This is a genomic window from Sphingopyxis sp. SCN 67-31, assembly GCF_001725095.1.
The window spans coordinates 17772-43588 of record NZ_MEFH01000014.1 but is presented as its reverse complement, the minus strand read 5'-3'; the positions used below and the strand labels follow the sequence as shown (position 1 = coordinate 43588).

Here is a 25817-nt window from a genome sequence, read left to right as displayed (position 1 = left end):
GCTTCGCTCTTCGAATCCGGTCAAGCGATCGACAGGCAAGCCCGACGGCCACCGCTTCATTTGGTTGGCGTGTGCACCATTCTGGTGGAATTTGCTGCGCTTCGCCACGCGAAATGTCCGAGACTGATGCAAGGGTTTAGTTCCGCTGTGTCGCAGTCCTTGCCCGAAAGGCGCGATCGCGCGCGGCCGCCTGGCGCCAGTCATACACCGTCCATCCGCGCCGGAGGGCTAGGTCGAGCAATTTCTTGGACGGATTAACCGCTACCGCTTCGTCCGCCCATTCGAAGGTTGGAAGATCCGACAAATCGTCCGAAAAGAACCGAATATGGGCGTGGGCACGGTCGATCTCTTGCCCGGCAAGCCAATGCTCGAGCATGCGCCGCTTGTTTGCGCCGTAGCAATTCTCACCCGCGATCCGCGGCGTCAGCTGGCGACCGTGCCACATCGACGCGGTGCCCACGACATCGGCAACACCGAGCCGATCGGCGAGTGCCTCAAGATAGTAGAGATGCGCGGCCGAGGCGATGACGACCCGCCGCCCGGCGGCGCGCTCCGCCGCAATGCTGGCGATGGCGCCGACGTAAATATTGTTCGCCATGCTGCGCTCCGCATAGGCGGCTGCAAGGTCCGTCACGACGTCCAGATCGACCGCACGTCCGAGCATTAGCCGCTGCATGGCCTGCTTGAGTCGTTTGCGGGTCAGGAGCCGTGCCTTGTAAGCGCCCATGAGACAGACGACCAGCGGGGCGAAGGCGAGCCGCCACGGCGCGCGGCGCCGCGCGGCGAATAGCAGGAACGGCGACCATGTGCCGTGGATGGTGAGCGTCCGGTCGAGATCGAAGACCGAAAGCGGGCAGGATGATGTCATGGGCGGTGTCCTCCGCAATGTAGGACGCCACCCGATTTTTTTTCCGCACTTGCTGCGGGTTTCCCGGCACCGCGGCGTCGTTCCACCCATGCGGATCGGCTTTCTCTTCAACCACGACCAGATCCACCAGATGGCCCACAGCCTGCCAGTCGCGCTTGCCTTGGCGCGCGCGGGCACGGGCGCCGAGATCATCGTCGCTACCACCAACGATCTTCTCGCGCGTGAGGCCGTGCGATTGATGGGCGGAGCGGTGCCGCCGGGCATTCGTTTCGTTGCGCTGCGTCTGAATTCGGCAGCATCGCGGAGCGTAGATGCGCTGCTCGGGTCTCTAATCCCATCCGCCAAATTGCTTATCTACCGCGACAATATCGCCTTCTTTCGCTCGCTCGACTTCCTTGTCGTGACCGAGCGCACGTCGCTGATTCTCAAGACGCGCTACGGTTTGTCATCGCTGCGCATGGTTCTGACCGACCATGGCGCCGGAGATCGGGCAATCGGCTTTGGCAAGTCCGCAGCGTTGTTCGACCATATATTGGCAGCAGGCCCGAAAATCTGTGATCGCCTCACCGGCGAGGCGGGCGTCCTCCCGGAACGGCTGACGATCACCGGCTATCCCAAATTCGATATCGCCGAAGGGAAGGAGCGGCCGATCAAGTTTCGCGGCAGCAATCGGCCTATCGTCCTCTATAATCCGCACGTCTCGCCACATCTTTCGTCCTGGTACAAACAAGGCCGGGCGGTGCTGGACTATTTCCTCGCCAGCGATCGCTACAATCTCATTTTCGCGCCGCATATCATGATGTTCGAACGGCGGATGGCGGTTACGATCGACAAGCTGCGGTTCGGTTTGCCGGGAAGGCTGCACGCTCGCTATGCGGCGGCGGCGAATATTCATATCGATCTTGGCAGTACAGCGTTGACCGACATGAGCTACACGAACGGGGCGGACATCTATCTCGGCGACGTGAGCAGTCAGATTTATGAGTTTCTCAAAACGCCGCGGCCCTGCCTCTTTATCAACTGTCACGGCTTTGACGCTGACCATGATCCAAATTTCGCACACTGGCAGGCCGGGCCGGTGATCTCGGACGCTCGCGATCTCGATCGCGGCCTGGAAGAAGCCGTGAGCGATCACCCGGCACGCTATAGCGCGGTGCAACGGCGGCTTTTCGACCATACCTTCGACCTCACCGCCGAGCCATCGTCGGTGCGCGCCGCTCGCGCAATCGCTTCATTTGCGCGCGTTCGGGAAATTGAAAGCCGATCTATCGATGCCGGCCTTGCGCACTGACGCGGCGGAAAAGTCGCCGGGACCGGTCCGCCGCATCTACCAGAATCTTGGTCTGCTGCTTGGCGGCAAAGCAGCAGCGGGGCTGATCAGTCTCGTCTACGTGGTCGCCGCAGCCCGGATCCTCGGTCCCGAACAATATGGCGTTCTTGTCCTTGTGAACTATTTTGCGATGCTGGTGGGCGGGTTGGTCGCATTTCCCGGCTGGCACGCGATCGTCCGTTATGGCGTCCAGCCGGCTCAAAATGACCATGCGAAGCTTATACGGTTGCTGCGCTTTGTCGGCGCGATCGAGCTTTTGGCGGGACTGGTTGCGGTGATCGTCGCGGCACTCGCCGTCCCGATCGTCGGACCGCTCCTCGGGTGGTCGGCGGACGCGCAGGCATTGGCCATACCCTATTGCTTCGCGGTTCTCGCGACCGTGCGCGCGACCCCTGGCGGGTATCTCCAGATTTTGCGGCGTTTCGACCTGCTTGCGCTCCACAATGTCGTGACTCCGATCATGCGATTGCTTGGTACATTCGTGGTTATCGTCTTCGATCTGGGGCTTACGGCATTTCTGGTCGCATGGCTTGTTGCGGCGCTCGTTGAGGGCGTGTCCCTGTGGATCGCGGCGATCTACCTCGCGCGCCGCCACATGCTCGACCAGCCGCTGCTCGGAGCGGTCGCGGACGCACGGCGCGAGCATGAGGGGCTCGGCCGCTTCATGCTGACCGCCAACGCCGACATCATGCTCGGCGACCTGACGGGTCGGCTTACCCCGCTGATCGTCGGTGCGATGCTCGGCCCGGCTGCGGCGGGTCTTTATTCGATCGCGCACCGGGCAACGATCGTCATTTCCCAGCCCGCGCAGATATTGGGCCAGGCGGCCTATGCCGAGCTCGCTCGTCTGGCTGCCGCCGACGGCGCGAAAACGGCCATTCGTCATGCGCTCGCGCGCTGCGTCGGCATTGCGCTCGCGACGGCGCTGCCTTTGGTCGTCATCCTGGCGTTTTTCTCGCACGAGATTGCGGTGCTGATCGGCGGACCGGCCTTTGCCGGGGCTGCGGCGGTCATGATCTGGCTGACGCTGGCCAAGGTCTTGGCGATGGCTGGCCCTCCGACGAGCGCCGCGCTGATCGCATTGGGGCACCCAGGCTTGTCGGTGGCAGGAAATCTGGTTGCCGGGTTAGGCCTCTTGCCCCTGTTGCCCTTATTCACCAATTCTGCCGGACTGGCGGGCGCCGGCTATCTCGCAATACTGCAGGCCGTCGTCGCAGCGGGCCTGCTGGGTCTTGCGTTATGGCGGGTCACCGCCTCCCACTCCGCATGATGCCGTTGCTCGCCGCAAGTTCGAGGCGGAGGCACACTCCTTTCCTATTTCGCCGAGATCGGACAGACGCTAAACCCTGCCGTGAGAGCGAGAACGGAAGAGCGCCCCACCCGATGACCAAAGCCTCTGGGCTAGAAGCGATATTCCTGGCCAATCGGCCCGCTTTGTCGCGCTATCTGCGCGTTCGCCTTCGCGGTGACGGCGATGGTGAGGATATATTGCAGGACCTGTGGCTAAAGCTTGCGGATATCGACGCGAGCTTAATTGCCGAACCCCTCGCTTATCTTTATCGGACCGCCGAAAATCTGGTGCTGGACCGCCGTCGTTCGGCACAGCGCCGCACCGCGCGCGAGCAGGAGTGGACGAAGGGCCACATCGAGGGGAGCATCGCATCCCCCCGCGACGCCCAGCCATCGGCCGATCGCCTGCTGGTCGCTCGAGACCAGCTTCGGCGCGTCGACGCGGTCCTCGACACATTGCCCGAACGCACGGCCTTCGCTTTTCGCGCGGTGCGGATCGATGGGGTCCCGCAAAAGCAGATTGCCGCTGAAATGGGGATCAGCCTCAGTGCAGTCGAAAAGCATCTGCAAAGGGGGTATCGGGCGGTCCTGGAACTCAAGCAGCAATTGGATGTGGATATCGACGCGCCGCGACGTCAATGGGCCGAAGGAATTGATGATGGCGTCCGGTAGCATCGTTGACGAGGCCATTGCATGGCATGTGCGGTTGCAGGATCCTGCCGCGGATGGGGAATCGTGGGCCGAGTTCACGGCATGGATGGAAGCTGATCCCGCCCATGCCGAAGCCTATGACATCGTCGCTCTCGCCGACGACAGTCTTTCAGACGAACTGGCCGAAACCGGGCCGCTGGTTGCCGACGCACCACTCGCAACCAATGATAATGAACCGGGTGCCCGTCCCTGGTATCGCCGCACCGCCTTTCTTTCGATCGCGGCCAGCCTCGTTCTCGCGCTGTCCCTCTCGCCGATGCTGTTCCGGTCCCCGGGAACGGAAATGATTGCGACCCAGCCGGGTCAAACCCGCGAAATTGCGCTAGCCGACGGATCGAAAATCGCTCTCAATGGCGGCACGACGATCGCACTCGACCGCGAGGCGGAACGCTTCGCCCGCGTAGAAAGCGGCGAGGTGATCTTCATGATCAAGCATGACAGCGCGCGTCCGTTTATCGTCGAGACGGAGGACGGGACGCTTCGCGATGTCGGGACGATCTTCAACGTGCGGCAATCCGTCGACGGCCTCGAAGTCGCGGTGTCTGAAGGTAGCGTGCAATACCAGCCGAATGCCGAGGCGGTGACGCTCACGGCGGGCAAGCAGCTCCGCGTCAAGCGTGGAACCTCGAAAGCCGTCGTCTCGGCAATCGATCCGGCCACGGTGGGAGGATGGCAACGGGGCAGGCTCAGCTATCGCGATGCGCCGCTCGCCACCATCGCTCTCGATTTGTCGCGGTCGCTCGGTACGCCGGTGACCGTATCGCCTGACCTTGCGAGCCGCCGCTTTTCTGGTGTTATCCGCATCGACCGAGATGAAGCGCGACTCTTCCGGCAACTCGAATCCTTGCTTGGCGTCCGTGCGCGGCATAGTGCCAAAGGATGGCAATTGACGCGCTGATCCGGTGACCTGGGGCTATTTTCTTCCTGCTGCGGCGGTGGCCATTTGGTCTGCGAGTCCGGCTTCAGCCGCGGAAAGCCGGCAATTCGATATTCCGGCCCAGCGCCTCGACAATGCTTTGATCACGCTCGGCAACGCGGCGCAAATCTCGATCGGAGGGATTGACCAGCGCCTTGCCGGCGCGCGCAGCAAGGCCGTTCGCGGGCGGATGACGATTGCGCAGGCGCTGACTATGATGCTGCGCGGCACCGGCTTCACCTATCAGATCGTCGATTCGCAGACGGTGCGCATCATCGCAATCCCGCCGCGCGCGAAGCCCAAGCCGGCAGCGCGGCGGCCCGCATTGCCCGAATCTCCGCGGCCCGAAGCGGCTGCACCTCCGCCTGCGGAAATCGTTGTTACCGCCACCAAGCAAGGTCAGGCGCTCGACAGCTATCCCGGCACCGCGCACATTGAATCCGTCGGCAGCGCCGGCCTTGGCGAAAGCCAGGGCACTGCGGCTTTCGTTGCCCGGATCCCTACGCTTACCTCGACAAATCTTGGACCCGGCCGCAACAAATTATTCGTGCGCGGCATCGCCGACAGCAGTTTTTCGGGGCCGACCCAATCGACCGTGGGTCTCTATCTCGGCGATCTGCGTCTCACCTATAATGCTCCCGAGCCGGACCTCCGCCTTTATGACATCGACCGCATCGAAGTGATCGAAGGGCCACAAGGCACTCTTTATGGCGCTGGCGCACTCGGCGGCATCGTCCGGATCATTCCCAAAATGGCGGACAATGGCGGGCTTCATGCCTCGGCGACCGCCGGGCGTTCGATCACGCGCGATGCCGGCCCGGGCTATGATCTGGGCGGAATGGTCAACATACCGATTATGCGCGATCGGGTCGCTCTGCGGGTGGTAGGCTACAAGCAGGTCGAAGGCGGCTATATCAACAATGCGACGCTGGGTGCGAGCAATACCAATCGGACGCGCATCGATGGTGCGCGCGCAAACCTGCGTATCGAACCTGGCGATGCCTGGACGATCGACTTTAACGCGCTGCTTCAGAATATCGACACGCGCGATGGCCAATATGCCGAGACCGATCAACCGATCCGAACCCATGCGGCCAATATCGCCCAGCCACATGACAATGATTTCAAGGCAGCCAGCCTGGAAATCGCCAAGGACTGGGGTGATGTCAAACTCATCTCATCTACGGGGATCGTCGATCACGACCTGTCGGAGACTTTCGACGCGACGGGTTATGGCGGCAATGCGCAAGTCCAGGTCTTCGAAGGGCATGAGGCCATCCGCCTTCTGACCCATGAGACACGCCTTTCGCGCAGCGGTTCGGCGGGTGACAGCTGGGTCGCGGGCATAGGTTTCGTGCACAACATCGATCGTATCGATCGCCGTCTCGGTGCGCTGGACGCACCCGTCACACTGGCACGGCTGCGAAATGAGAAGACCGAGGTCGCCGTCTTTGGCGAGGCGACCCAGCGTATCGCCCCCCGACTGTCAGGAACAGTGGGCGTAAGGTTGGTGTTCGCCGAGACGGTCGGTGAATTGATGGGCGGTTCGGGCGAGGAGTTCGAGCCGAAACGTCGGCAGGTCCGCTTGCTTCCGACCGCCGCTTTGTCTTGGAGACTCGCTCCCCAACTGCTTACCTTCCTGCGCTATCAGAGTGGATTTCGCAGCGGTGGCATCGCCATTACCGACGGTCAGGCGAACGCGGCTCAGCGGTTCGAGTCCGATACCATTCACACAGCCGAACTAGGCGTCAGGCTTGGTCGCGAAGACGATAGGTCGAGCTCCCGTTTTTCGGGCGGTATCACGACGTTCTACTCGATCTGGAACGACATCCAGGCCGACCTGATCGGTGCGGACGGTTTGCCTTTCACCGACAATATCGGCCGCGGCACCGTCTATGGAGCCGAAATCAACACACGCTGGCATATATCCGACGAGCTATTTGTCGATGGCGCCTTGTTCGTGATCCGCAGCGCACTGAGTAACCCCGCCGAGGGATTCGACGAAGCCGACGAACGGCCGCTCCCCAATATCGCCAGAACCGGCGCCCGACTTACCGCGGCATGGGAAAGACCGCTGTCCGACGGTCTAAGCTTCAAGCTCAACGGAACCGCGAGGCTGATCGGCGGATCGAGCCTCGGGACGACTGCGCCGCTAATCCTCGAGCATGGCGAAACGACCCAGGTCGATCTCTCGGCGTCGCTCGGGTCAAAAGATTGGATGCTGACGATCGATGCCACCAACCTCCTGAACATAAGCGGAAACAGCTTTTCCTACGGCAATCCGTTCACCGTCGCTGAAGGCAAGCAGATAACACCGTTGCGGCCACGGACGTTCCGGATAGGGGTTCGTATAGGCTTTTGATAAGCAGGAATATTGGGCGGCTCCAATCGGCGATCGTTTCCATATGAGAGGGTGGACTATGTCTGAAGTTACAACGAAACACCCGCGGTCGGCTGTGACGAAGATTCTGCACTGGTTGGCGGCGCTGGCTATCATCGCGCAATTGGGATTGAGCCTCGTGATGCAAAGCCCGTCGCGTAACCGGCCGGGAGACAGCTTCTTCGAAATCCATGAAAAGGTCGGCATCGCCGCAACCGCGATCCTCGTCGCTTTCTGGATTTGGAGCATTATTCGCTCCGGCGAAACGCGCTTGGTCGCCTTTTTCCCTTGGTTTTCCTCGAAGCACCTCCGCCTGGTTGCAACAGATGCCAAAAGGCTTTTCGCGCCGCTTGAGCCTGGAAGTACCGAACGGCCGTTTGCCAGCGCCATTCATGGTCTGGGCCTTGTCATCGCGACGGTAATGGCGCTGAGTGGCGTTGTTGGCTATTTCGTCGCACCGGCCAAGCCGCTTCTGGAAGTTCACGAAACAGTAGCCCCGTTGATGTGGGCTTATCTCGTCGGGCATGTCGCCGTCTCACTTCTGCACGAGTTGCGCGGCGAACGGATCATCGGGGCCATGCTGTCCCTGTCAGCACGAAAATAGGACGAGTTTCAGTGTGCGGGATTGGCGACTGAATGCCGCCATCGCGAAAGCTGCCTCAAGTCTATGGTCGCGACTTTTGCTGACGGTGATCCTGAGCGAGCTCTTATCGAACGCCACCGTCGCGGTACTGGTTACACCGCTTGCGGTCGCGCTCGCCGACAGCCTGGGGGTAGTCCGCGGTCATTCCTTGTCATGGTTGTGATGGCGGCAAGCGCCGTGTTCGCGACGCCGTTCGGCTATCCGACGAAGGTGATCGCCTATTAGATGGGCGGTTACCGCTATCTCGACGTTGTCCGCATCGGTCTGCGGCTCAATATGATCACTTTCGTTGTGGCGATCGCCCGCCATCCTCGTCGTGTTTCTATTCTGACGCCGCCATGCCAGGAAATTGCGCTGCGAGCAGATGCGCGGGGCCGCGCTTGACTTGCTATTCTCGCACGGTCGCGACTACCAACCTCACCGGCGCCAATTGCTTTCGTGCCTGGCTCTAGGCAGGCAATCCCCGCAGGAATTCCGGGCCTTATTGTCGGCTTGGCCAGTTTGGGTGCAGTTCGTCCACGACAAAGGCATGCGTCGCGGCGCCCTCCGGATGGCCTTCCTCGAGATGCGGGTGAGCGTCCGGAAGGTCGTCATGGCTGTGCGCGATCACCTCGGGGTCTTCGCGGGGCCAGATGCCGATCGCAAGCAGCGTGCCGATAAGCGCGAGCGACGCGCTGGCGCCGAGCGCTGCGTCCATGCCGGCACGCGCACCGACTTGGCCCGCGAGTGGATAGGCGATGAGCCAGCAGACATGGCTGAGCGCGAATTGCGCCGCGAACAGCGCGGGGCGATCGTCGGCCCCCGAGGAACGCCGCAGCAGCCGTCCGCCCGGTGTGATGCTCGCCGCGTAGCTGAGGCCGAGCGCGAACCAGCCGGCGAGGATGATGGGCCAATGGCTGGTCTCGTCGGTGAGCGACCAGGCGATGGCGAGGATCGCGAGCACCATCGTCATGAAGAGCGCCGCCGTAATCATGATGCTGCGGTCGGCGATGCGGTCGAGCAGGCGGGGAAGGAGGAGCGCCGCGATCATCGAGCCGCCGCCGAAAGCGGCGAGGGTGATCGCGACCTCGCTTTGCCCGAGGCCGAGCGCTCCGCGAACGAGCACTGGCGTGTTGACGATGACCATCGCGCTTGCGGCGGCGGCGGCGAGGGTGACGGCAAGAAGGCCGCGCAGGCGCGGCGTCTTCAGATATCGGCGGGTGCCGCGCGTCGTCTTGTCGTAGATGCCGCCGGTCTCCGCCGTGGCTCCGGTGCGCGGCAAGGTCACCGACAGCACGAGCAGCGCCGAAGCCGCAAAACCGGCCGCAGTGCCCGAGAAGAGCCAGTGAAAGTTCATGATGCCGAGCAGCGCCGCGGCGAGTACCGGGCTCGCGAGGCTCTCCATGTCATAGGCGAGGCGCGAGAGCGACAGCGCCTTGGTGTAGTCCTTCTCCTCGGGGAGGACGTCGGGGATCGTCGCCTGGAAGGTCGGCGTGAACCCGGCCGATGCCGACTGGAGAATGAAGATGAGCAGGTAGATCTGCCATACCTGGTCGACGAAAGGGAGGGTGAGGGCGACGAGGCCGCGGATCACGTCCATCGAGACCAGGAAGACCTTGCGCGGCAGCCGGTTCGCATAGGCGCCGACGACCGGCGCAACGCCGATATAGGCGATCATCTTGATCGCCATCGCCGTGCCGAGCACCGCGCCGGCATCGGCGCCCGCGATCTCGTAGGCGAGGAGGCCAAGCGCAACGGTCGCGAGCCCGGTCCCGACGAGCGCGATGATCTGCGCGAGGAAGAGGTGACGATAGGTGCGGTTCGCAAGCACGTCGAGCATGGGGATAGTCCTCGCTGAAGCCTCCGGCCAGTCGCGTCGGCCGGAGGTTCGGTGCCGCGTCAGGCGACGCGGCGGATGTCTGTATAGGCGCCTTTGGTGCGCAGCGTAATCGTCACGGGCGCGCCCGAGCGGTTGCGCCAGAACCAGCCATGCTTGCCGTCGAAGGCCGCGACAAGTTCGCCTTTTTCTCCGGTCGATTGCTTGCCCTTGCCATAGCCATGATAGTCGACGCCCGGCGCGTCGGCGTGGGTGTCGAAATTGACGTGGCCGCCCGCGACCGTCCAGTCGAAGGCGATCTTCGCATCCTTCGCCATCACGGCCTTGACCTCGGCGCCTTCGCCGGGCGCGAGCGTGAGCTTCGTGACGTCGGATCGCTGGTCGGCGCTCGTCGTTGGCGGCGATGCTTCTTTTCTGGCCCCCTCGGCGATGGCGATAGCGGCGGGGACGGCGGCTCCGTTCGCGGCGTCGCGCGCGGCCTCCTCGGCGAGCTGCGCCTTGACTTCGCCCATCTCGGTGAGGCCGAGCTGGCGGCCGATGCCGGTCGGGTCGATCGCATATTCGCTGGGCAGGACGATGGCGACGAGGATCGCGCCGGCCGCGGCGATCGCAAGGCCGGTGGCGCGGAGAAGCTGGCCCGTGGTCGGCAGGTCTTCGAGGCGGGGCTTCTGACTGTTGAACATGAGAGATTTCCTTTGAATCAGCTGAAGGCGAGGCCGACGAGCTGGTAGCCGGTGAGCACGAAGCCCGCGGTCATCAGCATCACATTGACGGCGAAGGCGTGGCGCATGAAGCTGGGGGTGCGGCGCCAGAAGCCCATGAGGATGAGGATCGTGCCGAGCGCGAGCAACTGCCCGATCTCGACCCCGATGTTGAACGCAAGCAGGTTGGGGATGAGGCCCTCGTTCGCGATCTCGAACTCGATGATTTTCGTCGCGAGGCCGAAGCCGTGGAAGAAGCCGAAGATCAAGGTGGCGGCCTTGGTGTCCGGCTGGAAGCCGAGCCAGCGCTGGAAGGCGCCGAGATTGTCGAGCGCCTTGTAGACGACCGACAGGCCGATGATCGCGTCGATGACATAGGCGTTGGCGCTGATACCGGTGAGCACGCCGAACAGCATCGTCGTCGAGTGTCCGATCGCGAACAGCGTCACATAAAGGCCGATGTCCTTCATCCGGTAGAGGAAGAAGATGACGCCGAAAAGGAAGAGCAGATGGTCGTAGCCGGTGACCATATGCTTGGCGCCGAGATAGACGAAGGGCCAGAAGAGGACGCCGCTGCTTTCCTGGATATAGCCCTTGTCGCCCTCGGCGACATTGTGGGCCCAGGCGTCGGCGCCGGCGGCGAGGACAAGAAGAATCAGGCTCAGGGCGAGCAGGAGCCTTCGGGTGGTCGCGCCTGGTGGAGCGATGATGCGCGTGAACATGCGGATGGTCTCCATGAATAGGAAGAGGCCCCGCGCGCGATCGCGCGCGGGGCTTGAGGGTCAGGCAGGTAAGGCTTCGGGGTGCTCCGCCGGCGGCGGCGCATCCTTCTTCGCCATGCGACCGTGGACCATGCGGTAGAGCGCCGGAAGCACGAGCAGGGTCAGGATAGTCGAGGAGACGATCCCGCCGATCACCACCGTCGCCAGAGGCCGCTGCACTTCTGCGCCAGCCCCGACGTTGAACGCCATCGGCACGAAGCCGAGGCTCGCAACGAGCGCGGTCATCAGCACCGGACGCAGGCGGGTAAGCGCGCCTTCGCGGATTGCGTCTTCGAGATTTGCGCCGCTTTCGCGAAGCTGGCGGATGAAGCTCAGCATCACCACTCCGTTCAGCACTGCGACGCCCGAAAGTGCGATGAAGCCCACGCCGGCCGAGATCGACAGCGGCATGCCGCGGATGAGGAGCGCCGCGACGCCCCCGGTGAGCGCCAGCGGCACTCCCGAGAAGACGATCGCCGCGTCCTTGCCCGAGCGGAACAGCGCATAGAGCAGGCCGAAGATCATCAGGAGCGCCGCGGGCACTACAATCTGGAGCCGCTTTGCCGCCGAGATGAGCTGCTCGAACGTGCCGCCATAGCTGATCCAGTAGCCCGAAGGCACTTCGACCTCGGCCCCGACCTTGGTCTGCAACTCCTCGATGAAGGAGCCAAGATCGCGGCCGCGGACATTGGCGGTCACCACGACGCGGCGCTTGCCATCCTCGCGGCTGATCTGGTTGGGGCCGATCACGACCTCGACCTTGGCGACGTCCGCCAGCGGCACGAACCCGCGCAGCCCTGCATCGGGGGCCGCGCCCATCGTCACATCCGCCGACGAGCCGATGGCGGGAAGCGGGATGCGCAGGCGGCCGATCTCGTCGACGCGCTCGCGCACATTCTCGGGCAGACGAACGATGATCGGGAAGCGGCGGTCGCCCTCGAAGATCTGCCCGGCCTGAACGCCGCCGATCGACACCGCGACCGTGTCCTGGATGTCGCCGACGTTGAGCCCGAAGCGCGCCAGCGCCGCGCGGTCGGGCGTGATTTGCAGCACCGGCAGGCCGGTGACCTGCTCGACGCTGACATCCTGCGCGCCCTCGATACTTGCGGCGACGCCTTCGATCTGCTGCCCCACCTCAAGGAGCGTATCGAGATCGTCGCCGAATATCTTGACCGCGACATCGGCGCGAACCCCCGACAGAAGCTCGTTGAAGCGCATCTGGATCGGCTGGGTGAACTCGTAATTATTGCCGGGAATCTTCGCGACCGCGGCCTGCATCTCGCGAACGAGCTCGGCCTTGGGCTTTCGAGGATCGGGCCAGTCCTTTCGGTCCTTCATGATGATGAAGGTATCGGCGACCGACGGCGGCATCGGATCGGTCGCGACTTCCGCCGTCCCGATCTTGGCCACCACCCGGTCGACTTCGGGGAACTGCTTGATTCGCGCTTCGAGGGCGGTCTGCATGCTGACTGCCTGGCTGAGGCTGGTTCCCGGGATGCGAAGCGCGTGGAGCGCGATATCACCCTCGTCGAGATTGGGTACGAATTCCGATCCCATGCGGCTCGCCGCAATGCCCGAGATGAGCACGAGCCCTACGGCTGTCGCGACGAAGGTTGCACGAAGTTTCATCGCCTTATCGAGCGCGGGGGCATAAATGCGCCGCGCCCAGCCCATCAGCCGGCTTTCCTTCTCCTCGACCTTGCCGGTGACGAACAGTGCGACCGCTGCGGGTACGAAGGTGAGCGAAAGGATCAGCGCCGCGGTCAACGCCATCACGACGGTGATCGCCATCGGGTGGAACATCTTGCCCTCAACGCCGGTGAGCGCAAAGATCGGCACATAGACAAGCGCGATGATCAGCATACCGAACAGCGACGGACGGATGACTTCCGACGTCGCCGAGGCTGCGAGCTTGAAGCGTTCGTTCCGGTCGAGCAGGCGTCCGAGCTGGTGCTTCGCTTCGCCGAAGCGCCTGAGGCAATTCTCGACGATGATGACGGCGCCATCGACGATCAGGCCGAAGTCGAGCGCGCCGAGGCTCATCAGATTGCCCGATATGCCGCCGCGCACCATGCCGGTGATCGTCATCAACATGGTGATCGGGATGACCGCCGCGGTGATCAACGCTGCTCTTACGTTGCCGAGGAGCAGGAAGAGGATGACAATGACAAGCAACGCGCCTTCAAGAAGATTCTTCTCGACGGTCCAGATCGCCCGTTCGACGAGATCGGTGCGGTCGTAGATCGCCACGGCCTTGACGCCGGCAGGTAGGGCCTTGGCGGCTTGTTCGAGCCGTTCGGCTGCTGCCCGTGCGACGATACGGCTGTTCTCTCCCGCGAGCATGAAGACGGTGCCGAGCACGACCTCCTTGCCATTCTCGGTCGCGGCGCCCGTGCGGAGCTCCTCGCCGAGGCTGATGTCGGCGACGTCGGCGACGCGGATCGGGATCCCGCTCCGGTTGCTGACGATGACCGTGCCGAGCTCGTCGGTGCCTGCCGCCTGACCTGGGGTGCGGACGAGATATTGCTCGCCATAACGCTCGACATAGCCCGCCCCGCGATTGTCGTTGTTGCGCTCCAGGGCGCGAACGACGTCGTCGAGGGTAAGACCATAGGCCGAGAGCCGCGCCGGGATCGGGGTCACATGATATTGGCGTTCATAGCCGCCGATACTGTTGACCTCGGTCACGCCCGGCGTGCTGCGAAGCTGCGGCCGGATGACCCAGTCTTGCAGCGTGCGCAGATCTTCGGGCGTATAGGCGCTGCCGTCGGGTTTCTTCGCCCCCGGATCGGCCTCGAGCGTATACATGAAGATCTCGCCGAGCCCGGTCGCGATCGGCCCCATCTCGGGCGCGACGCCCGGCGGAAGCTGTTCGCGCGCCGATTGCAGCCGCTCGTTAATCAGCTGGCGCGCGAAATAGATGCTCGTGCCATCTTCGAAGACCGCCGTGACCTGACTGAGGCCGTAACGAGACACCGATCTTGTGTATTGCAGCCCAGGCAGGCCGGCGATCGCCGTCTCGACGGGGAAGGTAACGCGCTGCTCGGCTTCGAGCGGCGAGAATCCGGGGGCCTCGCTGTTGATCTGGACCTGGACGTTGGTGATGTCGGGAGTGGCGTCGATTGGCAGCCGCTGGAAGCTCCAGACGCCGATGGCGCAAAGGAGCAGGACGGCCGAGAGGACGGCCCAGCGGAAGCGGATCGCACCGGCGATGAGCCGTTCCAGCAAATGGGCTCGTTCGGGTGGACGGGTTGTATCAGTGGTCATGGCTGGCCCCCGATTTCTCGATGTCGGCGCGGATCAGGAAGGCGCCGTCGGTGACATAGACCTCGCCGGGCGCGAGCCCGCCGAGTATTTCGGTCCATTCGGGCGTGCGGCGTCCGATTTCGAGCATCCGCACCTCATAGGTGTTGCCGACCTTGGCAAAGACGACCTCGAAGTCGCGGAAGCGCTGGATCGCCTTGGTCCGCACCGCGATCGGCGCATTGGTCTCAGCGACAGCGAAGCTGCCCTCGACCCCCATACCCGGCCGGAACTCACGTGCGGCGGCCGGAGGCAGATGGACATGCGCGAGCATCGTCTGGCTCGCGACGTCTGCGGTCGGCAGCACCGCCTCGACCTCGGCCTGGAAGCGCGCTTCGCCAGACAGGCTCCTGAGGCTTACCGGCTGTCCGACACGCACGCGCTCGGCATCGCGCGGATAGACGAAGAATTCCGCATGAAGCTTGGTCGGATCGGCGATGACGAACAGCGCCCGGTCGCCGGTCGTATCGCCGACATTGACATTCTTCTCGACGATCGTGCCGCTGATCGGGGCGGTCACCGTATAGACCTGGAGCGAATGGCTCGACTCCACCCGAGCGAGCACCTGGCCGCGCCGGACCTGCTGTCCGAGCTTGCCGTTAAGCGAAACGATCAGCCCCGGAAGCCGGGCGCGAACGTCGGCTTTGCCCTCGGGCGTGATCTCGATCCGCCCGCCCATGTCGATGAGCTCGCTGACGGTCGCGGGACCGGCAGCCTCGGTCTTGATTCCGCCAGCCTTCGCGACCGCGGCGTCGATGACCGTGCGGCCTTCATAGGATGGGTAGGACCATTTATGATTGCGGCCGCCTTCCGACGCGGCAACGCGGACGTCGAAGCTGTGCGGTTCGGTGACGATGCCGCTGCCGCGCAGGAAATCTTCTTGCGGAGCGAAGCTGAAGCGGTCGATCTTGCCGCCGAGGCGGCCGAGTTCGATCGTCAGCTTGACCTCGGACGGCTTGACCGGCTTGTCACCCCGGTAAGCATAGACGCGGAACTCGGGATCGACGCCATCTTCGAAAATGGTGATTTCCAGCGCGAAATCGCCGTCGCGCAGCATCCGGCCGCGATGCGGGCCGCGTTCATATTCGCCGGCGGGCGCCGCCGCCTCTTCGCCGCCCTTCGTTTCGGTGGCGCCATTTCCGCATGCGGTGAGCAGGGTGAGGGCGATGACCGCCGCCGCCCCGGACAAATATTTGGTCATCGAACATTCTCCATATTGGCGAGCAGCGGGGCGTGGCGGCCGGTCAACCGGTCAAGCCGCACCCCCAGAAGGTGAAAGCGCCGCAGCAGGTCGACGCGGCGCGAGCGCGCGTCATTGACCGCGGCCTGAGCTTGCGAGAATTCGAGGAAGGTGAAGGCGGTGCCGCCGCGCGCGAGGCCGTCCTGGATCAGCCGGACCGCGCGGCTGGCACTTGGCAGCACCTCGGCATCGATCCGTTTGATCTCGGCCGCGATGAGGCCGCGGTCGGCGACGAGCCTGTCGATCTCGCGATCGACCTCGACGCGCGCCACGGCGATATCCGCCTCGATCGCGCGCTGCTCGGCTTGCGCCCGAACGACATTGCCTCGGTTGGCGCTCTTGGCCCCCAGCGGGATCGAGCCTCCGACCATCACGGCAAAGTCGTTGCCTTGGCCGAAGTGGCGAAGCCCGACGCGGCCGCTCGGATCGGCGATATTGCCGGTCTCGGCGAGCCTGACCTTCGCTTCAGCCGCCGCGCGTTCCGCTGTGAGCATCGCGACCTCGGCGGACTCTCCGGCCGTCGGCACGGTGACATCGAGCGTCTGGAATATCGCCGGATCGAGCTTGAAGTCGCTGCTCCCACCCCACCATGTGGCAAGATTCGTCCGCGCGATGCGCGCGGCTTCGCGCGCCTGTTCGAGTGCGATCTCGGCCTGCGCGACGTTGGTCCGCGCGCGCTCGGCTGCGAACCAGGGATCGAGCGCGCCGGTGACGCGCTTTACGACGTCGAGTTCGACACGCTGGAGGTCGGCGAGCCGCGTCTCGGCGACGGGGATCGCCGCTTCGGCGGCAAGGGCATCGACCCACGCTGCCTGAACCCGCGCGAGGCGATCGAGCAGGCGGACGCGGTTCTGTGCGCCGACCACGGCGACATCGGCGCGCGCGGCGCCGATGCGCGCCTCGCGCTTGCCGCCGCGCTCCCAGGTTCGCTCGTACCAGCCGGTGGTCTGTGACCGGTTCAGCGGCGAATAGGAACCGGTGCCCGCGAAATCCTCGAAGTCTGCGCCAACGACATCGCGCGGCCGGACGTCGGCCTGCAAGACGGCCGCATCCGCGGCTTCGAGACGCGCGGCGCTGGCGGCGATGGCGGGATCGCGTGTCGCGACCCGCGACAGCGCCTCGTCGAGACTTAGATTTTGCGCCCATGCGGGCTGCGCGGCGGCAGCCAGCAGGACACCTCCGCAGAACATGGCTCTGCGGACGGCACGCGCGCCGGTGCGCGCTCGAGATTTTGAAAACATGTGATGGCAGCCTCGCTGAAAGGCGTGGAAACATCCCACGCCTTGTCAGACGGCGCGGGAACTCAGGCGTTCAGCGAGGCGGTTCTGGGCGGGCGTTCGGGTCCGATGGATCGCAGGCCGGCAACATGCCGGTCCTTTTCTGCCACCTGCAAACGGGAAGACGATAGAATCGTCGGGGCCGTTGCCGCATCGGGAACGAGCAGATTCGGACCATTATCGCCATGATGATGATGGCCGCCCGAGGCCGGGTCGCCCGGTTCTTCGTCGCCATCGGGCGCACCGTCATGATGAACGGCATGGTGATCGACACTGTCATGAATGACATCGACGGAGACGTCGGCGGCGTCCTTATGATCGTGCGCCATCATGAAGGACGGCGCATGCTGAAGTTGATTCGCTGCCTTGGCAGGGATCGTGGCCGCATAGAGCGCCATGAGCAAAGCGCAGAGTGACAGGATAAGACGGTCCGGCAGAGAGGAACGCGGCTTCGGCATGCGCCCGCGTGTAACTGCGCGCCTCAGCGTTGACAAGCGAAGCGCCAGGGATCGCTTCCTTCGACTGTCCTGCAGACGACCTCATGCGCTGTGCCGGGGTTGATGCACCCCGATCGTGAGATGGGCGATCCCGCTGATATGGATCAGTTCGCGCCGAAGATCGGCTGAATCGATCGCCCCCTCGACTTCGACAATCGCCGCATTGGCCTCCGGCCCCACACGCCACACATGAAGGTCCGTGAGACGAACGTCTCCGAATTTTCCGACCCGGTCGCGGATCGCCTTGTCCATTCGCTCATTGGTTCGATCGAGCAGAACGGCGGCCGTGTCGCGCATCAAGGACCAGGACCAGCGTGCGATCACGACCGCGCCGACGATCCCCATCGCAGGGTCCATCCAATGGAGGCCAAGATACCGCCCTGCGAGAAGAGCCGCGATCGCGAGAACCGACGTCAGTGCGTCGGCAAGGACATGCATATAGGCCGAGCGCAGATTATTGTCGTGGCCGTGGCCATGATCGTGACCGGGGTGATGATGATCGTCCTCAGGGTGCGCATGTTCGTGATGATGGTGGTGGTGATGGTGATCGGAACCTCCCATCAGCAGCAGCGCGCTCACGATGTTGACCAGGAGGCCCAGCACCGCAACCAGCGCGGCATTGCCGAAATCGACGCGCACCGGGTCGATCAATCGGGTGACGGATTCGCTCGCGATACCGAGCGCGAAAATGCCGAGGATCAGCGCCGATGCGAAGCCGGTCAGGTCGCCGACCTTTCCGGTGCCGAAGCTGAATTTGGGATTATTGCGATGTTTTTTGGCATAGCTATAGGCGGCCGCCGCAAGGCCGAGAGCACCGGCATGGGTCGCCATGTGGAAGCCATCGGCGAGAAGGGCCATCGAGCCGGTGACGTAACCGGCAATGATTTCGGCGATCATCATCACGGCCGTAAGGCCGACTACCCAGAGCGTTCGCTGGGCGTTTCGATCATGGGCTGCGCCCAGAAAGACGTGATCATGTGCCGGATATTCGGCGTTTGTCGAAGCAGTCATGCGGTCTCGCCTATTTGGAATAACGACGGATGACGGCAAGCAGGTCGTCTGCGCCCGCCGCGCGCTCCTCATGGGAAAGCCCATCCGCAGCAACGTGCGCGGTGAGGTGCTGGGCGATGATTTCGTCCAGCAGCCCATTCACCGCGCCGCGAACAGCGGCGACGCGATGAAGAACCGTCGCGCATGGCGCGTCGGATACCAGCGCCTTCTCGACAGAGGTCACTTGTCCGGCAATGCGCCTGACCCTCGCGACAAGCTCGCTATTATCTTTCAGATGGCCCATAGCATAGAGGGGTAGGGTATAATTGCGCCGAGGGCAAGATGTCAGTTTCGACGGGCTGAGACAAAGACCCGAGCCTAGCCGGATGTGGTATCGTTCGAGGCCCGGCTCCGGATTGGGCCTTGTCGCCGCTGGAAATATACACGCTCCGCCGCCATGTCGGCGATCGCATCGAAGCCCGCTTCGCGCCAAGCCCGTCGGTGGGGAGGCTCGGCCTGCTCGTTCATGCACCACCATTGCGGGTCGGCCGCAGCGCGCGGCAACAAGCCGCGGACGATGCTCTCGATCTGGGCAAAGCTCAGTTCGACACCCGGGGCGTCGTTGCGGACTTTCCACCTTCGCAAAAAGGTCCCAAGCGCATCATATTTGCCCATGGCGGCATCCCCAATCCCGGCAACAATGAGTCAGGACAAGCTCTGACCCCTTAAACGCGCCTGCCGCTTTCAAGGCGCTACCGACCTTGCAGTGGATCGTCGTGGCGGAAAGACAGGTGGCGCGCGGTGCCACAAGTGCCCTTGTCCAATAGCCGATGAATGACGGCGGCAGCAAGCCTCCCCGGTCGATCGTCCACCCCCCTAGGGCGCTTTTCTATGGGCCTCGGATCGCCTCCGGCCGTCAACCCCGTTCGGGGTTCCCCGTCACGATGTTCCGGTGACGGCGGCTCCCGGCCCCTCGTGCAAGCGCCATCGGGATGGTCCCGATCAATCCAGGAGACTTTATCATGGCCACCATCGCAAATCTCACCGTTAAGGCGGACGGCAGTTTCGAAGGCACGCTCGCCACCCTCAACGTCACCGCGCCGATCGCGATCGTCCCGAATGGTCGCAAAGCCAAGGACAGCGAGCCCGATTACCGCATCGTCAGCCGCAAGAACGGCTTCGAGCTCGGTGCCGGCTGGAAACGCTTCTCGCAGAACACCGGCGCCGAATATGTGTCGGTATCGCTTTCGGCACCCGAGTTCGGCACCATCTACGGCAATATCGCCAATGCGCCGGGCGACGATCCGATGAAGAAGGTCATCATCTGGAACCCGCCGTCGTGACAGCCCGTGCCGGTCCCGCTTTCGAGCGGGGCCGGTCGGCTTTGCGCCAATGCTCTTGTGCGCAGGGATCGCAGTCAGTTCGGGGCGGCTGCAAAACCCTCGAAGGCGAACGGGTTGAGGAACTGCCGCCGCCAAAGAAACGCGCGCTCGGCGCCGCCGAGCGCCGCTTCGTCGCACACGGCGTCCCAATGGGCCTCGATCGCGGCCTGCTGACCCGCGATGATGGCGCGCGCGCGCGCATCGTCGAGGTGAAAGACGGGCGCGGCCTCGAGACACAGCGACAATTGGCTGAACCGCCGGTTGCCGAGGATGAGCATCGCCTGCGTCGCCTCGCCGCCGGTGCGGCCTTGCGGGCAGATGTCATAGGCCGGCGTAAGCTCCAGCGTCCCGCCGTTCCAGAAGGCGGCATGGTTGCGCGCATGATCGTCGGTGTTTCCGCACAGAATGTTGAATATGATGCGCGCATAAAGTTCGGCGAGCGTCGCGGCGGGATCGACGAACCGGTGACGTATCACGGTCGCGAGATCCTCATAGCTTGCATAACGCGCCTCGGTCTCGTCGAGGGCAAGGAGGGTGAGCGCCGACACCACGCCGCGCCGGGTCCAATCGTCCTCCTTGGGCGCACGGTCGAAGCGCTCGACGAGCAACACATCCTTGCCGAGCGCGCGCGCAAGCTTGACCGGCGCGACATCGAGGCCCGCGCGCGCGGCGAGGCGCATCGCCACATATTCGGCTTTCACGACATTATAGATGTCGGCGGCGGCCGAAAATTTGGCGATATATTTTCGCGCGTCATCGTCGATCAGCGCCTTGGGGCGCGCGCCGCCAAGCGATGTGCCATGTTGCAGCGCCTGGTCGAGCTCGGGCGTGAGCGGCACGCCTTGTTCGACGCGCTCGGCCGACTCCATCAGTTCGGCGAGCGTCGCATTCTGCCGCTGGCGCGGTACATATTCGGTGGCCGACGCCTGGAAATCGAGCATGCCGATGCGGTCGGAGCCGGATTCGAGGAGATAGGTCAACTCGTCGAGCTCGGCTGGAGCCAGCTCGCCTTCGTCGCGCCCGCCGATCCGGTTGATGATGACGCGCCGGCCCCACGCGTCGGGGGATCCGTCACGGATCGCGCTTGGCAACTGCATCTTGCTCGCCGCTTCGATGAGGCCGGCGCGCAGCGGCAATTCGGGCTCGTAGATCGCGATGGCATCCGCGCGGGCCAGATAGCTTTGGCCATAGTTGAAGGTGAGCCGGCTATCGCGCGCGCGCGCGAGCCTGCCCGCGACGACCGGCTCGGTTGCCCCGGGCAGCCATATCCAGACGAAGGCTTCGCCGGCCGGCGCGACGTCAGAAGTCATCCTTCACCTCGGATCGCGGCTTGTGAACGGCCTTGGGAAGCAGGCGCAGCTTCGTTTCCTGCTCGGCCAGATGCCCGGCGAGACGGTCCCGGTCGCTGTCGAACAGCGCGACCCCTACGATCGCTGCCGCCTCGAAGACGAGGCCGATGGCGCAGCGCGGGTCACCCTGCTCGATACGGCGCATCATGTCGCGCGACACGCCGCTGCGCGTCGCGAGTTCTTCGACACTCAGCCGCCGTTCGATCCGCTGGGCGCGAATGAGCCCGCCCAGCAGGCGCACAGCCTCGCGGGTGTAGCGCGAATAGCTGCGCGGGATCCTTTTGATCGTCTCGTCGGCCATCGACCATCCTTTCGGCTTCCTTGGCTGCAATCACCGCAAAAGTCAAGATAATGGCTTACACATAAGCCTTAATTATATTTATGACGTTTGTATAAGTCATATTGCCGGAAATTCCGCATGGGTTCTCAGATGCGGCACGGCGCTGCCCGAGGGAGCGGGCCATTCCCGCTCGAATGCCCCTGATCCCTGGGTGCGAGGCCAGGCCTCCTTCAATCAACCCATAAAGGGTCTGCTACGCTCCGCGTGCGGCCGCAGCTTCGCTCGCGGTGATTGCGGCCTGTCCCCGACCGGCGGGGCGACTGTCGAGCGGGAATGGCCCGCTCCCAACGACAGGAGCTTGACCCATGCCGCTTTCCACTGCCCAATCGCTCGGCTGGAACCTTGCCCGCACGATGATGACCGTCATCGTCCTCATCGAAACCGTCAAAGGCTATTCGGTGATGCCGCTCGACGAGTTCGACGGCGATCCCGACATGATCGTGTGCGAATATGATCCCTTTGGCCGCTGATCGCATCCACCTCGGTCCGGGGCAGCGCCGCTCGCGGCTCTGTCCTGGCCCGATCGCTGTGGAGACAGACGGACATATCACGCCGTCGAGGTCGTGGTCGGCGCGCCCGACGGGGCGACGCCCATGACGCTGATGATCATCCTCGGCGGTATCGCCGCACTCTATCTGATCGGGCTGCTGTTCCGGCTGGCGTCCTTGGCCTTGCCCGTCTGCCTCGGCCTTTGCGCCTTCCTCGTCCTTCGCGATCAAGGCAATGGATGGGCCGCTGCACTGGCGATGGGACTGCTTACCGGAATCGGGGTCCATCTGGCAGGGCGGTGGCTGTTTGCTCGAACGACCTCGGCAAGTATCCGGCTCCTGATCGGATTGCTTTTCATGGCTCCGGCAGGCGCTGCGGGCCTGGGAGCGGGAATGGCGCTGGCGGATCTTCTCGGTATCGACGGCGGTTGGCGAACTTGTCTCGCGATTCTTGTCGGGGTCGCGGCGGCCTGCGCGAGTTGGCGGTCGCTGACGACAGACCGGTCGTCGATCAGCGGGCTGCGAGACGCTCCGACCGTTCGATAGCGCGGCGCCCGGACCCGCCAGCATCTTTTCGTCGCGGGCGATACGGCCATACCGCGCTTCCCGGTCACTGGCCACGCCAGCACGGCCTCTCGGAATGCGCCATCTGTCAGCAAGCCGCTGCGCTGGTCCGGAACGCCGCAACGGCCTGACCGACTTTCTTCCCCCGGCGTGCCGCCGTTCCTCGCGAGACAAGAAAGACGGCCCGTGTCCGTCCTCCGCTGCGCTGCGGGCCTGACGGCTGCGGCACCGGCCCCTTGCTGACCACCGATGCGCATCGAGGCCGCGCTGGTGCGGCCCGAGCCCAAGGAAAGGATAAGCATCATGGCCAGGATCGGCACATTCAAGAAGGTTTCCGGCGAATATCGGGGACAGATCGTCACTCTCTCGGTGCAGGCGAAATCGGTTCGCATCGTTCCGGAAGACAATCCGAGCGGCAACGCCCCCAGCCACCGCGTCTTCATCGGCGAGGCCGAAGTCGGCGCCGCCTGGGAAAAGAAGACGCAGGACAAGCGCCCCTATCTGTCGGTCAAGCTCGACGATCCGACGTTTGCCGCCCCCATCTTCGCCCAGCTTTTCGCCGGCGAAGGCGAGGAACATGATCTGGTCTGGAGCCGCCAGGCCCGCCGCGGCGGCGATTGAGCTCCCTTATCCCGCCCGGCAGCAGCCGGGCGGGATACCCATATCTGGGGATCGGCCTTCCGCGATGTGGGAATAGGCCCATCCCATCCGATCGCGATGCTGCCGTCATCCCAATGGAGGTGACGGTGGCAGACACGGCCGGATTGAAGGTGACGCAGCGGGCGCCGCTCGATTTTCCGGGTTTCGCGCAGGAGTTTCTGCGCCGCAACCCTGTTTATGTCCGCGACTATGACTGCGTTATGACCGGCGGGCGCCGCGGCGATGTCGCCGCGGGGGAGGCGATGGCCCGGCGCTGGGGTCTTTGCTTTCCCATGCCCGCCGACCCGCTCGGCGCGTGAAAGTCCTGCGTTCTGGTCGGCGGCGATCTGCGGTTACACGAACATCCTCGACGTGGCGCCGCCGGGATGCCCGGCGGCTGACGCCTTTTCGGTTCCGCCGCCCCATCTTGTCGCCGCCGATCGCCGCCTTGAAGATGGACGGCACTTCGTCTTCGCCGACGACCGGGCATGGCACCGCCTGTGGCTTCGCAGCGACGGTCCCGGCGTCCCGCTTGCGAACCTGATCCTGCGCGATTCGCTGGTCGGCCTGCGCCGTGAGGCGGCTGCGCGGTTCGATCGATGGCTCGGCGATGCGCCCGGCCCGCCGTCTGCCGGCTTCTTGCCGACCGCCTATCAGGCGCGCCGCCTCGGCACGATGCTCGCCATTCTCGATCTCCTGCACGGACCGGGCGGCGCCGGCGTCACCTCTCACGATGTTGCGCGCCTCATCATCTACCCCCGCCTGTCGGTCGGCCGCGGCGCCGAATGGAAGTCCTCGTCCGAACGAAGGCGAACGCAGCGGTTGATCGAGGAAGCACGCGGTCTGATGCAGGGCGGGTATCGGGCGCTGCTCGCCGGCCCTGCGGGGCGACAAAAATTGCCCTGAATTTTAGCCGCTCCGGCTCTCGCTCCTCTTCGCGCCACCACGCTCCACGACCCGCCGCACCGGCTTTTTTCGGCCCGGCGGCTGGAAGGAGCACGCGAATGAATCCCCCCTTGCCCGCCCTTGGCCCGCGCTATCTCAGAACGCCCGATGCCGCCCTGCATCTCGGACTTTCGGCCCGCACCCTCGAGAAGCATCGCTGCTACGGGACCGGGCCCGCCTATCGCAAGCTTGGCGGACGCGTCGTCTATGGGATCGAGGATCTCGACGCCTGGGCCGAGATCGGCCGGCGCTCTTCGACCTCCGATCCGGGCAAGGGAACCGTCCATCCCGCGCGGCCGGTGCGCCGATGATGCCGCCCGATCGCATCGCGGCGGCGAGCACGGCAGCGGCGCAGCCGCCGCTGACCGAGGTCGAACTGACCTGGATCGAAGGCCGCACCGAGCAATGGATCCGCTTTGGCCGCGTCGCCGCCGAGCGGATCGTCAGCCGCCGCAAGCGCGTCGTCATGTTTCGTCCGGGAGCGACCTTCGCCTGTATGCGCTGGTCCTCGAACGACTTCGGCACCATCCACTCGAGCATCCAGATCGTCACCGCGGTCGCTGTCGGCGAGCCTCATACGGCGCTGCCGTTCGTCCGGCCGGGCGGCGAAATTCTGCTCCACATCGAGAGCTGGCCGAAGGTGTCGCGGGTGCTCGAAGCGGTCGATGCGGTCGAGGCCGCCGGGGTCGATCCGTGCGACGCATCGCCCGATCACTGGCGTCATGTCGCCGACCGTCTCGCCGCCGGGATGCCCTTTCGTCCCTATAGCGCCGCGCGCCATGCGGCATGGCTACGCCGCCGGGCGATCGAATCATGAACCGCCGCTACCTCCATATTGCCGCTGCCGCCGTGACATTGCTCGGTCTTTCGGCCTCGTTCGCGCCAACGCCGCGCCTGCTATGGAATGCGAGCCAAAGCGCGCCGGTCGGTCTGTATCGCATCGATCCCGGCGCCGCGCCCGTGGTCGGCGATTGGGTCGCGATCTCGCCGCCGGCTGATCTCGCCGCCTACATGGCGCGGCGCAATTACCTGCCTCGCGGCGTGCCGCTTCTCAAGCGCGTTGCCGCACTCCCCGGCGCGCGCGTCTGTCGCTCGGGCGTCTTCGTGACCGTCGACGGCCAGGCTTTTGCCCGCGCGCGGGCGCGCGACCGGGCCGGCCGGCCGCTGCCGGTCTGGCTCGGCTGCCGCATCGTCCGGCCCCGCGAAATCTTCCTGATCAATGCGGCGCCGGACAGCCTCGACGGGCGGTACTTCGGGCCGCTTCCGACCATCGGCCTGCTCGGAACGGCGCACCCGATCCTGACCCGCGACGCCCCGTGCGCGCCGCTGCGCTGGCGCCCGTCGGGACGCGATCCTGTTTTTCCCCGCAGCGAAAAGGAGTGATATC

At 64.4% G+C, this 25817-nt stretch carries 28 protein-coding genes and 1 pseudogene; 16 read left to right on the top strand and 13 right to left on the bottom strand.

Annotated elements, in window-relative coordinates; genetic code table 11:
* Nucleotides 1-136: 136 nt before the first annotated feature.
* A complete protein-coding gene (locus ABS88_RS01980; RefSeq protein ID WP_286748891.1) occupies nt 137-958 on the bottom strand; it encodes an HAD-IB family hydrolase in 822 nt (273 codons plus the stop codon).
* Between ABS88_RS01980 and ABS88_RS01975 the strand changes: the two genes are divergently transcribed.
* The 7 genes and pseudogenes from ABS88_RS01975 to ABS88_RS01945 form a co-directional block, all read left to right on the top strand.
* Nucleotides 957-2159: a CDP-glycerol glycerophosphotransferase family protein gene (locus ABS88_RS01975; RefSeq protein WP_286748890.1), complete on the top strand. Its 1203-nt coding sequence runs from the start codon at nt 957-959 to the stop codon at nt 2157-2159. The two genes, ABS88_RS01980 and ABS88_RS01975, sit on opposite strands and share 2 nt — an antisense overlap.
* Complete coding sequence (locus ABS88_RS01970; RefSeq protein ID WP_286748889.1) at nt 2104-3468, top strand: lipopolysaccharide biosynthesis protein; 1365 nt, start codon at nt 2104-2106, stop codon at nt 3466-3468. The genes ABS88_RS01975 and ABS88_RS01970 overlap by 56 nt, the downstream gene beginning before the upstream one ends.
* A gap of 113 nt (nt 3469-3581) precedes the next feature.
* Nucleotides 3582-4160, top strand: coding sequence for an RNA polymerase sigma factor (locus tag ABS88_RS01965; protein WP_286748888.1), 579 nt, complete (start codon nt 3582-3584; stop codon nt 4158-4160).
* Nucleotides 4099-5097 (top strand): FecR family protein, encoded by a 999-nt coding sequence (locus tag ABS88_RS01960; RefSeq protein ID WP_286748886.1) that lies wholly within the window; start codon nt 4099-4101, stop codon nt 5095-5097. The genes ABS88_RS01965 and ABS88_RS01960 overlap by 62 nt, the downstream gene beginning before the upstream one ends.
* Nucleotides 5098-5101: 4 nt before the next feature.
* Nucleotides 5102-7477, top strand: a complete 2376-nt coding sequence (locus ABS88_RS01955; protein ID WP_286748884.1) for a TonB-dependent receptor — start codon at nt 5102-5104, stop codon at nt 7475-7477.
* 94 nt (nt 7478-7571) lie between these two features.
* Nucleotides 7572-8099, top strand: coding sequence for a cytochrome b/b6 domain-containing protein (locus tag ABS88_RS01950; protein WP_286748883.1), 528 nt, complete (start codon nt 7572-7574; stop codon nt 8097-8099).
* A gap of 76 nt (nt 8100-8175) precedes the next feature.
* A pseudogene (locus ABS88_RS01945) lies at nt 8176-8522 on the top strand (SLC13 family permease); the annotation flags it as partial.
* A gap of 97 nt (nt 8523-8619) precedes the next feature.
* Here ABS88_RS01945 and ABS88_RS01940 read toward each other — a convergent pair.
* The 10 genes from ABS88_RS01940 to ABS88_RS01895 all read right to left on the bottom strand — a co-directional run bounded on the left by ABS88_RS01940 (nt 8620) and on the right by ABS88_RS01895 (nt 19398).
* On the bottom strand, nt 8620-9957 hold the full coding sequence (locus ABS88_RS01940; RefSeq protein ID WP_286748882.1) for an MFS transporter: 1338 nt from the start codon (nt 9955-9957) through the stop codon (nt 8620-8622).
* Nucleotides 9958-10016: 59 nt separating this feature from the next.
* Nucleotides 10017-10637 (bottom strand): transmembrane anchor protein, encoded by a 621-nt coding sequence (locus ABS88_RS01935; RefSeq protein WP_286748879.1) that lies wholly within the window; start codon nt 10635-10637, stop codon nt 10017-10019.
* A gap of 17 nt (nt 10638-10654) precedes the next feature.
* Complete coding sequence (locus ABS88_RS01930; RefSeq protein ID WP_286748877.1) at nt 10655-11377, bottom strand: HupE/UreJ family protein; 723 nt, start codon at nt 11375-11377, stop codon at nt 10655-10657.
* Between the two features lie 60 nt (nt 11378-11437).
* A complete protein-coding gene (locus tag ABS88_RS01925; RefSeq protein WP_353745036.1) occupies nt 11438-14644 on the bottom strand; it encodes an efflux RND transporter permease subunit in 3207 nt (1068 codons plus the stop codon).
* A gap of 28 nt (nt 14645-14672) precedes the next feature.
* The gene (locus ABS88_RS01920; RefSeq protein WP_286748873.1) at nt 14673-15920 is read right to left on the bottom strand and encodes an efflux RND transporter periplasmic adaptor subunit; all 1248 of its coding nucleotides are present in this window, start codon (nt 15918-15920) and stop codon (nt 14673-14675) included.
* Nucleotides 15917-17200 carry a TolC family protein gene (locus ABS88_RS01915; protein WP_286748871.1) on the bottom strand — a complete coding sequence of 428 codons (1284 nt, stop codon included), beginning with the start codon at nt 17198-17200 and terminating at the stop codon, nt 15917-15919. Before ABS88_RS01915 ends, ABS88_RS01920 begins: the two co-directional genes overlap by 4 nt.
* Nucleotides 17201-17262: 62 nt before the next feature.
* Nucleotides 17263-17694, bottom strand: coding sequence for a hypothetical protein (locus ABS88_RS01910; RefSeq protein WP_137893468.1), 432 nt, complete (start codon nt 17692-17694; stop codon nt 17263-17265).
* A gap of 81 nt (nt 17695-17775) precedes the next feature.
* Nucleotides 17776-18744 (bottom strand): CDF family Co(II)/Ni(II) efflux transporter DmeF, encoded by a 969-nt coding sequence (gene dmeF, locus ABS88_RS01905; protein WP_137893527.1) that lies wholly within the window; start codon nt 18742-18744, stop codon nt 17776-17778.
* A 10-nt stretch (nt 18745-18754) separates the two neighbouring features.
* Complete coding sequence (locus ABS88_RS01900) at nt 18755-19027, bottom strand: metal/formaldehyde-sensitive transcriptional repressor (protein ID WP_286748868.1); 273 nt, start codon at nt 19025-19027, stop codon at nt 18755-18757.
* A gap of 74 nt (nt 19028-19101) precedes the next feature.
* Nucleotides 19102-19398: a DUF7662 domain-containing protein gene (locus ABS88_RS01895; protein ID WP_286748867.1), complete on the bottom strand. Its 297-nt coding sequence runs from the start codon at nt 19396-19398 to the stop codon at nt 19102-19104.
* 347 nt (nt 19399-19745) lie between these two features.
* Here ABS88_RS01895 and ABS88_RS01890 point away from each other — a divergent pair, with 347 nt between their 5' ends.
* A complete protein-coding gene (locus ABS88_RS01890) occupies nt 19746-20066 on the top strand; it encodes a DUF736 domain-containing protein (RefSeq protein ID WP_053555716.1) in 321 nt (106 codons plus the stop codon).
* Between the two features lie 74 nt (nt 20067-20140).
* Here the strand turns inward: ABS88_RS01890 and ABS88_RS01885 are convergent, their stop codons facing one another.
* Nucleotides 20141-21415, bottom strand: a complete 1275-nt coding sequence (locus ABS88_RS01885; protein ID WP_286748866.1) for a type II toxin-antitoxin system HipA family toxin — start codon at nt 21413-21415, stop codon at nt 20141-20143.
* Nucleotides 21405-21755 (bottom strand): helix-turn-helix domain-containing protein, encoded by a 351-nt coding sequence (locus ABS88_RS01880; RefSeq protein ID WP_286748865.1) that lies wholly within the window; start codon nt 21753-21755, stop codon nt 21405-21407. The genes ABS88_RS01885 and ABS88_RS01880 overlap by 11 nt, the downstream gene beginning before the upstream one ends.
* A 344-nt stretch (nt 21756-22099) precedes the next feature.
* Here ABS88_RS01880 and ABS88_RS01875 point away from each other — a divergent pair, with 344 nt between their 5' ends.
* From ABS88_RS01875 to ABS88_RS01840, 8 genes are all read left to right on the top strand, one after another.
* Nucleotides 22100-22264 carry a hypothetical protein gene (locus tag ABS88_RS01875; protein ID WP_198040404.1) on the top strand — a complete coding sequence of 55 codons (165 nt, stop codon included), beginning with the start codon at nt 22100-22102 and terminating at the stop codon, nt 22262-22264.
* Nucleotides 22265-22396: 132 nt separating this feature from the next.
* Nucleotides 22397-22828 (top strand): hypothetical protein, encoded by a 432-nt coding sequence (locus tag ABS88_RS01870; RefSeq protein ID WP_286748864.1) that lies wholly within the window; start codon nt 22397-22399, stop codon nt 22826-22828.
* A 321-nt stretch (nt 22829-23149) separates the two neighbouring features.
* Nucleotides 23150-23467, top strand: coding sequence for a DUF736 domain-containing protein (locus tag ABS88_RS01865; protein WP_286748863.1), 318 nt, complete (start codon nt 23150-23152; stop codon nt 23465-23467).
* A gap of 125 nt (nt 23468-23592) precedes the next feature.
* The gene (locus ABS88_RS01860; protein ID WP_286748862.1) at nt 23593-23805 is read left to right on the top strand and encodes a transcriptional regulator domain-containing protein; all 213 of its coding nucleotides are present in this window, start codon (nt 23593-23595) and stop codon (nt 23803-23805) included.
* Entirely contained in the window at nt 23729-24391 is a 663-nt protein-coding gene (locus ABS88_RS01855; RefSeq protein ID WP_444805321.1) for a DUF2285 domain-containing protein, read from the top strand. The genes ABS88_RS01860 and ABS88_RS01855 overlap by 77 nt, the downstream gene beginning before the upstream one ends.
* 98 nt (nt 24392-24489) lie before the next feature.
* Nucleotides 24490-24741, top strand: coding sequence for a helix-turn-helix transcriptional regulator (locus ABS88_RS01850; protein ID WP_053555711.1), 252 nt, complete (start codon nt 24490-24492; stop codon nt 24739-24741).
* Nucleotides 24738-25247 carry a DUF2840 domain-containing protein gene (locus tag ABS88_RS01845; RefSeq protein WP_286748860.1) on the top strand — a complete coding sequence of 170 codons (510 nt, stop codon included), beginning with the start codon at nt 24738-24740 and terminating at the stop codon, nt 25245-25247. Before ABS88_RS01850 ends, ABS88_RS01845 begins: the two co-directional genes overlap by 4 nt.
* Nucleotides 25244-25813 carry a S26 family signal peptidase gene (locus ABS88_RS01840; RefSeq protein ID WP_286748859.1) on the top strand — a complete coding sequence of 190 codons (570 nt, stop codon included), beginning with the start codon at nt 25244-25246 and terminating at the stop codon, nt 25811-25813. Before ABS88_RS01845 ends, ABS88_RS01840 begins: the two co-directional genes overlap by 4 nt.
* Nucleotides 25814-25817 lie beyond the last annotated feature (4 nt).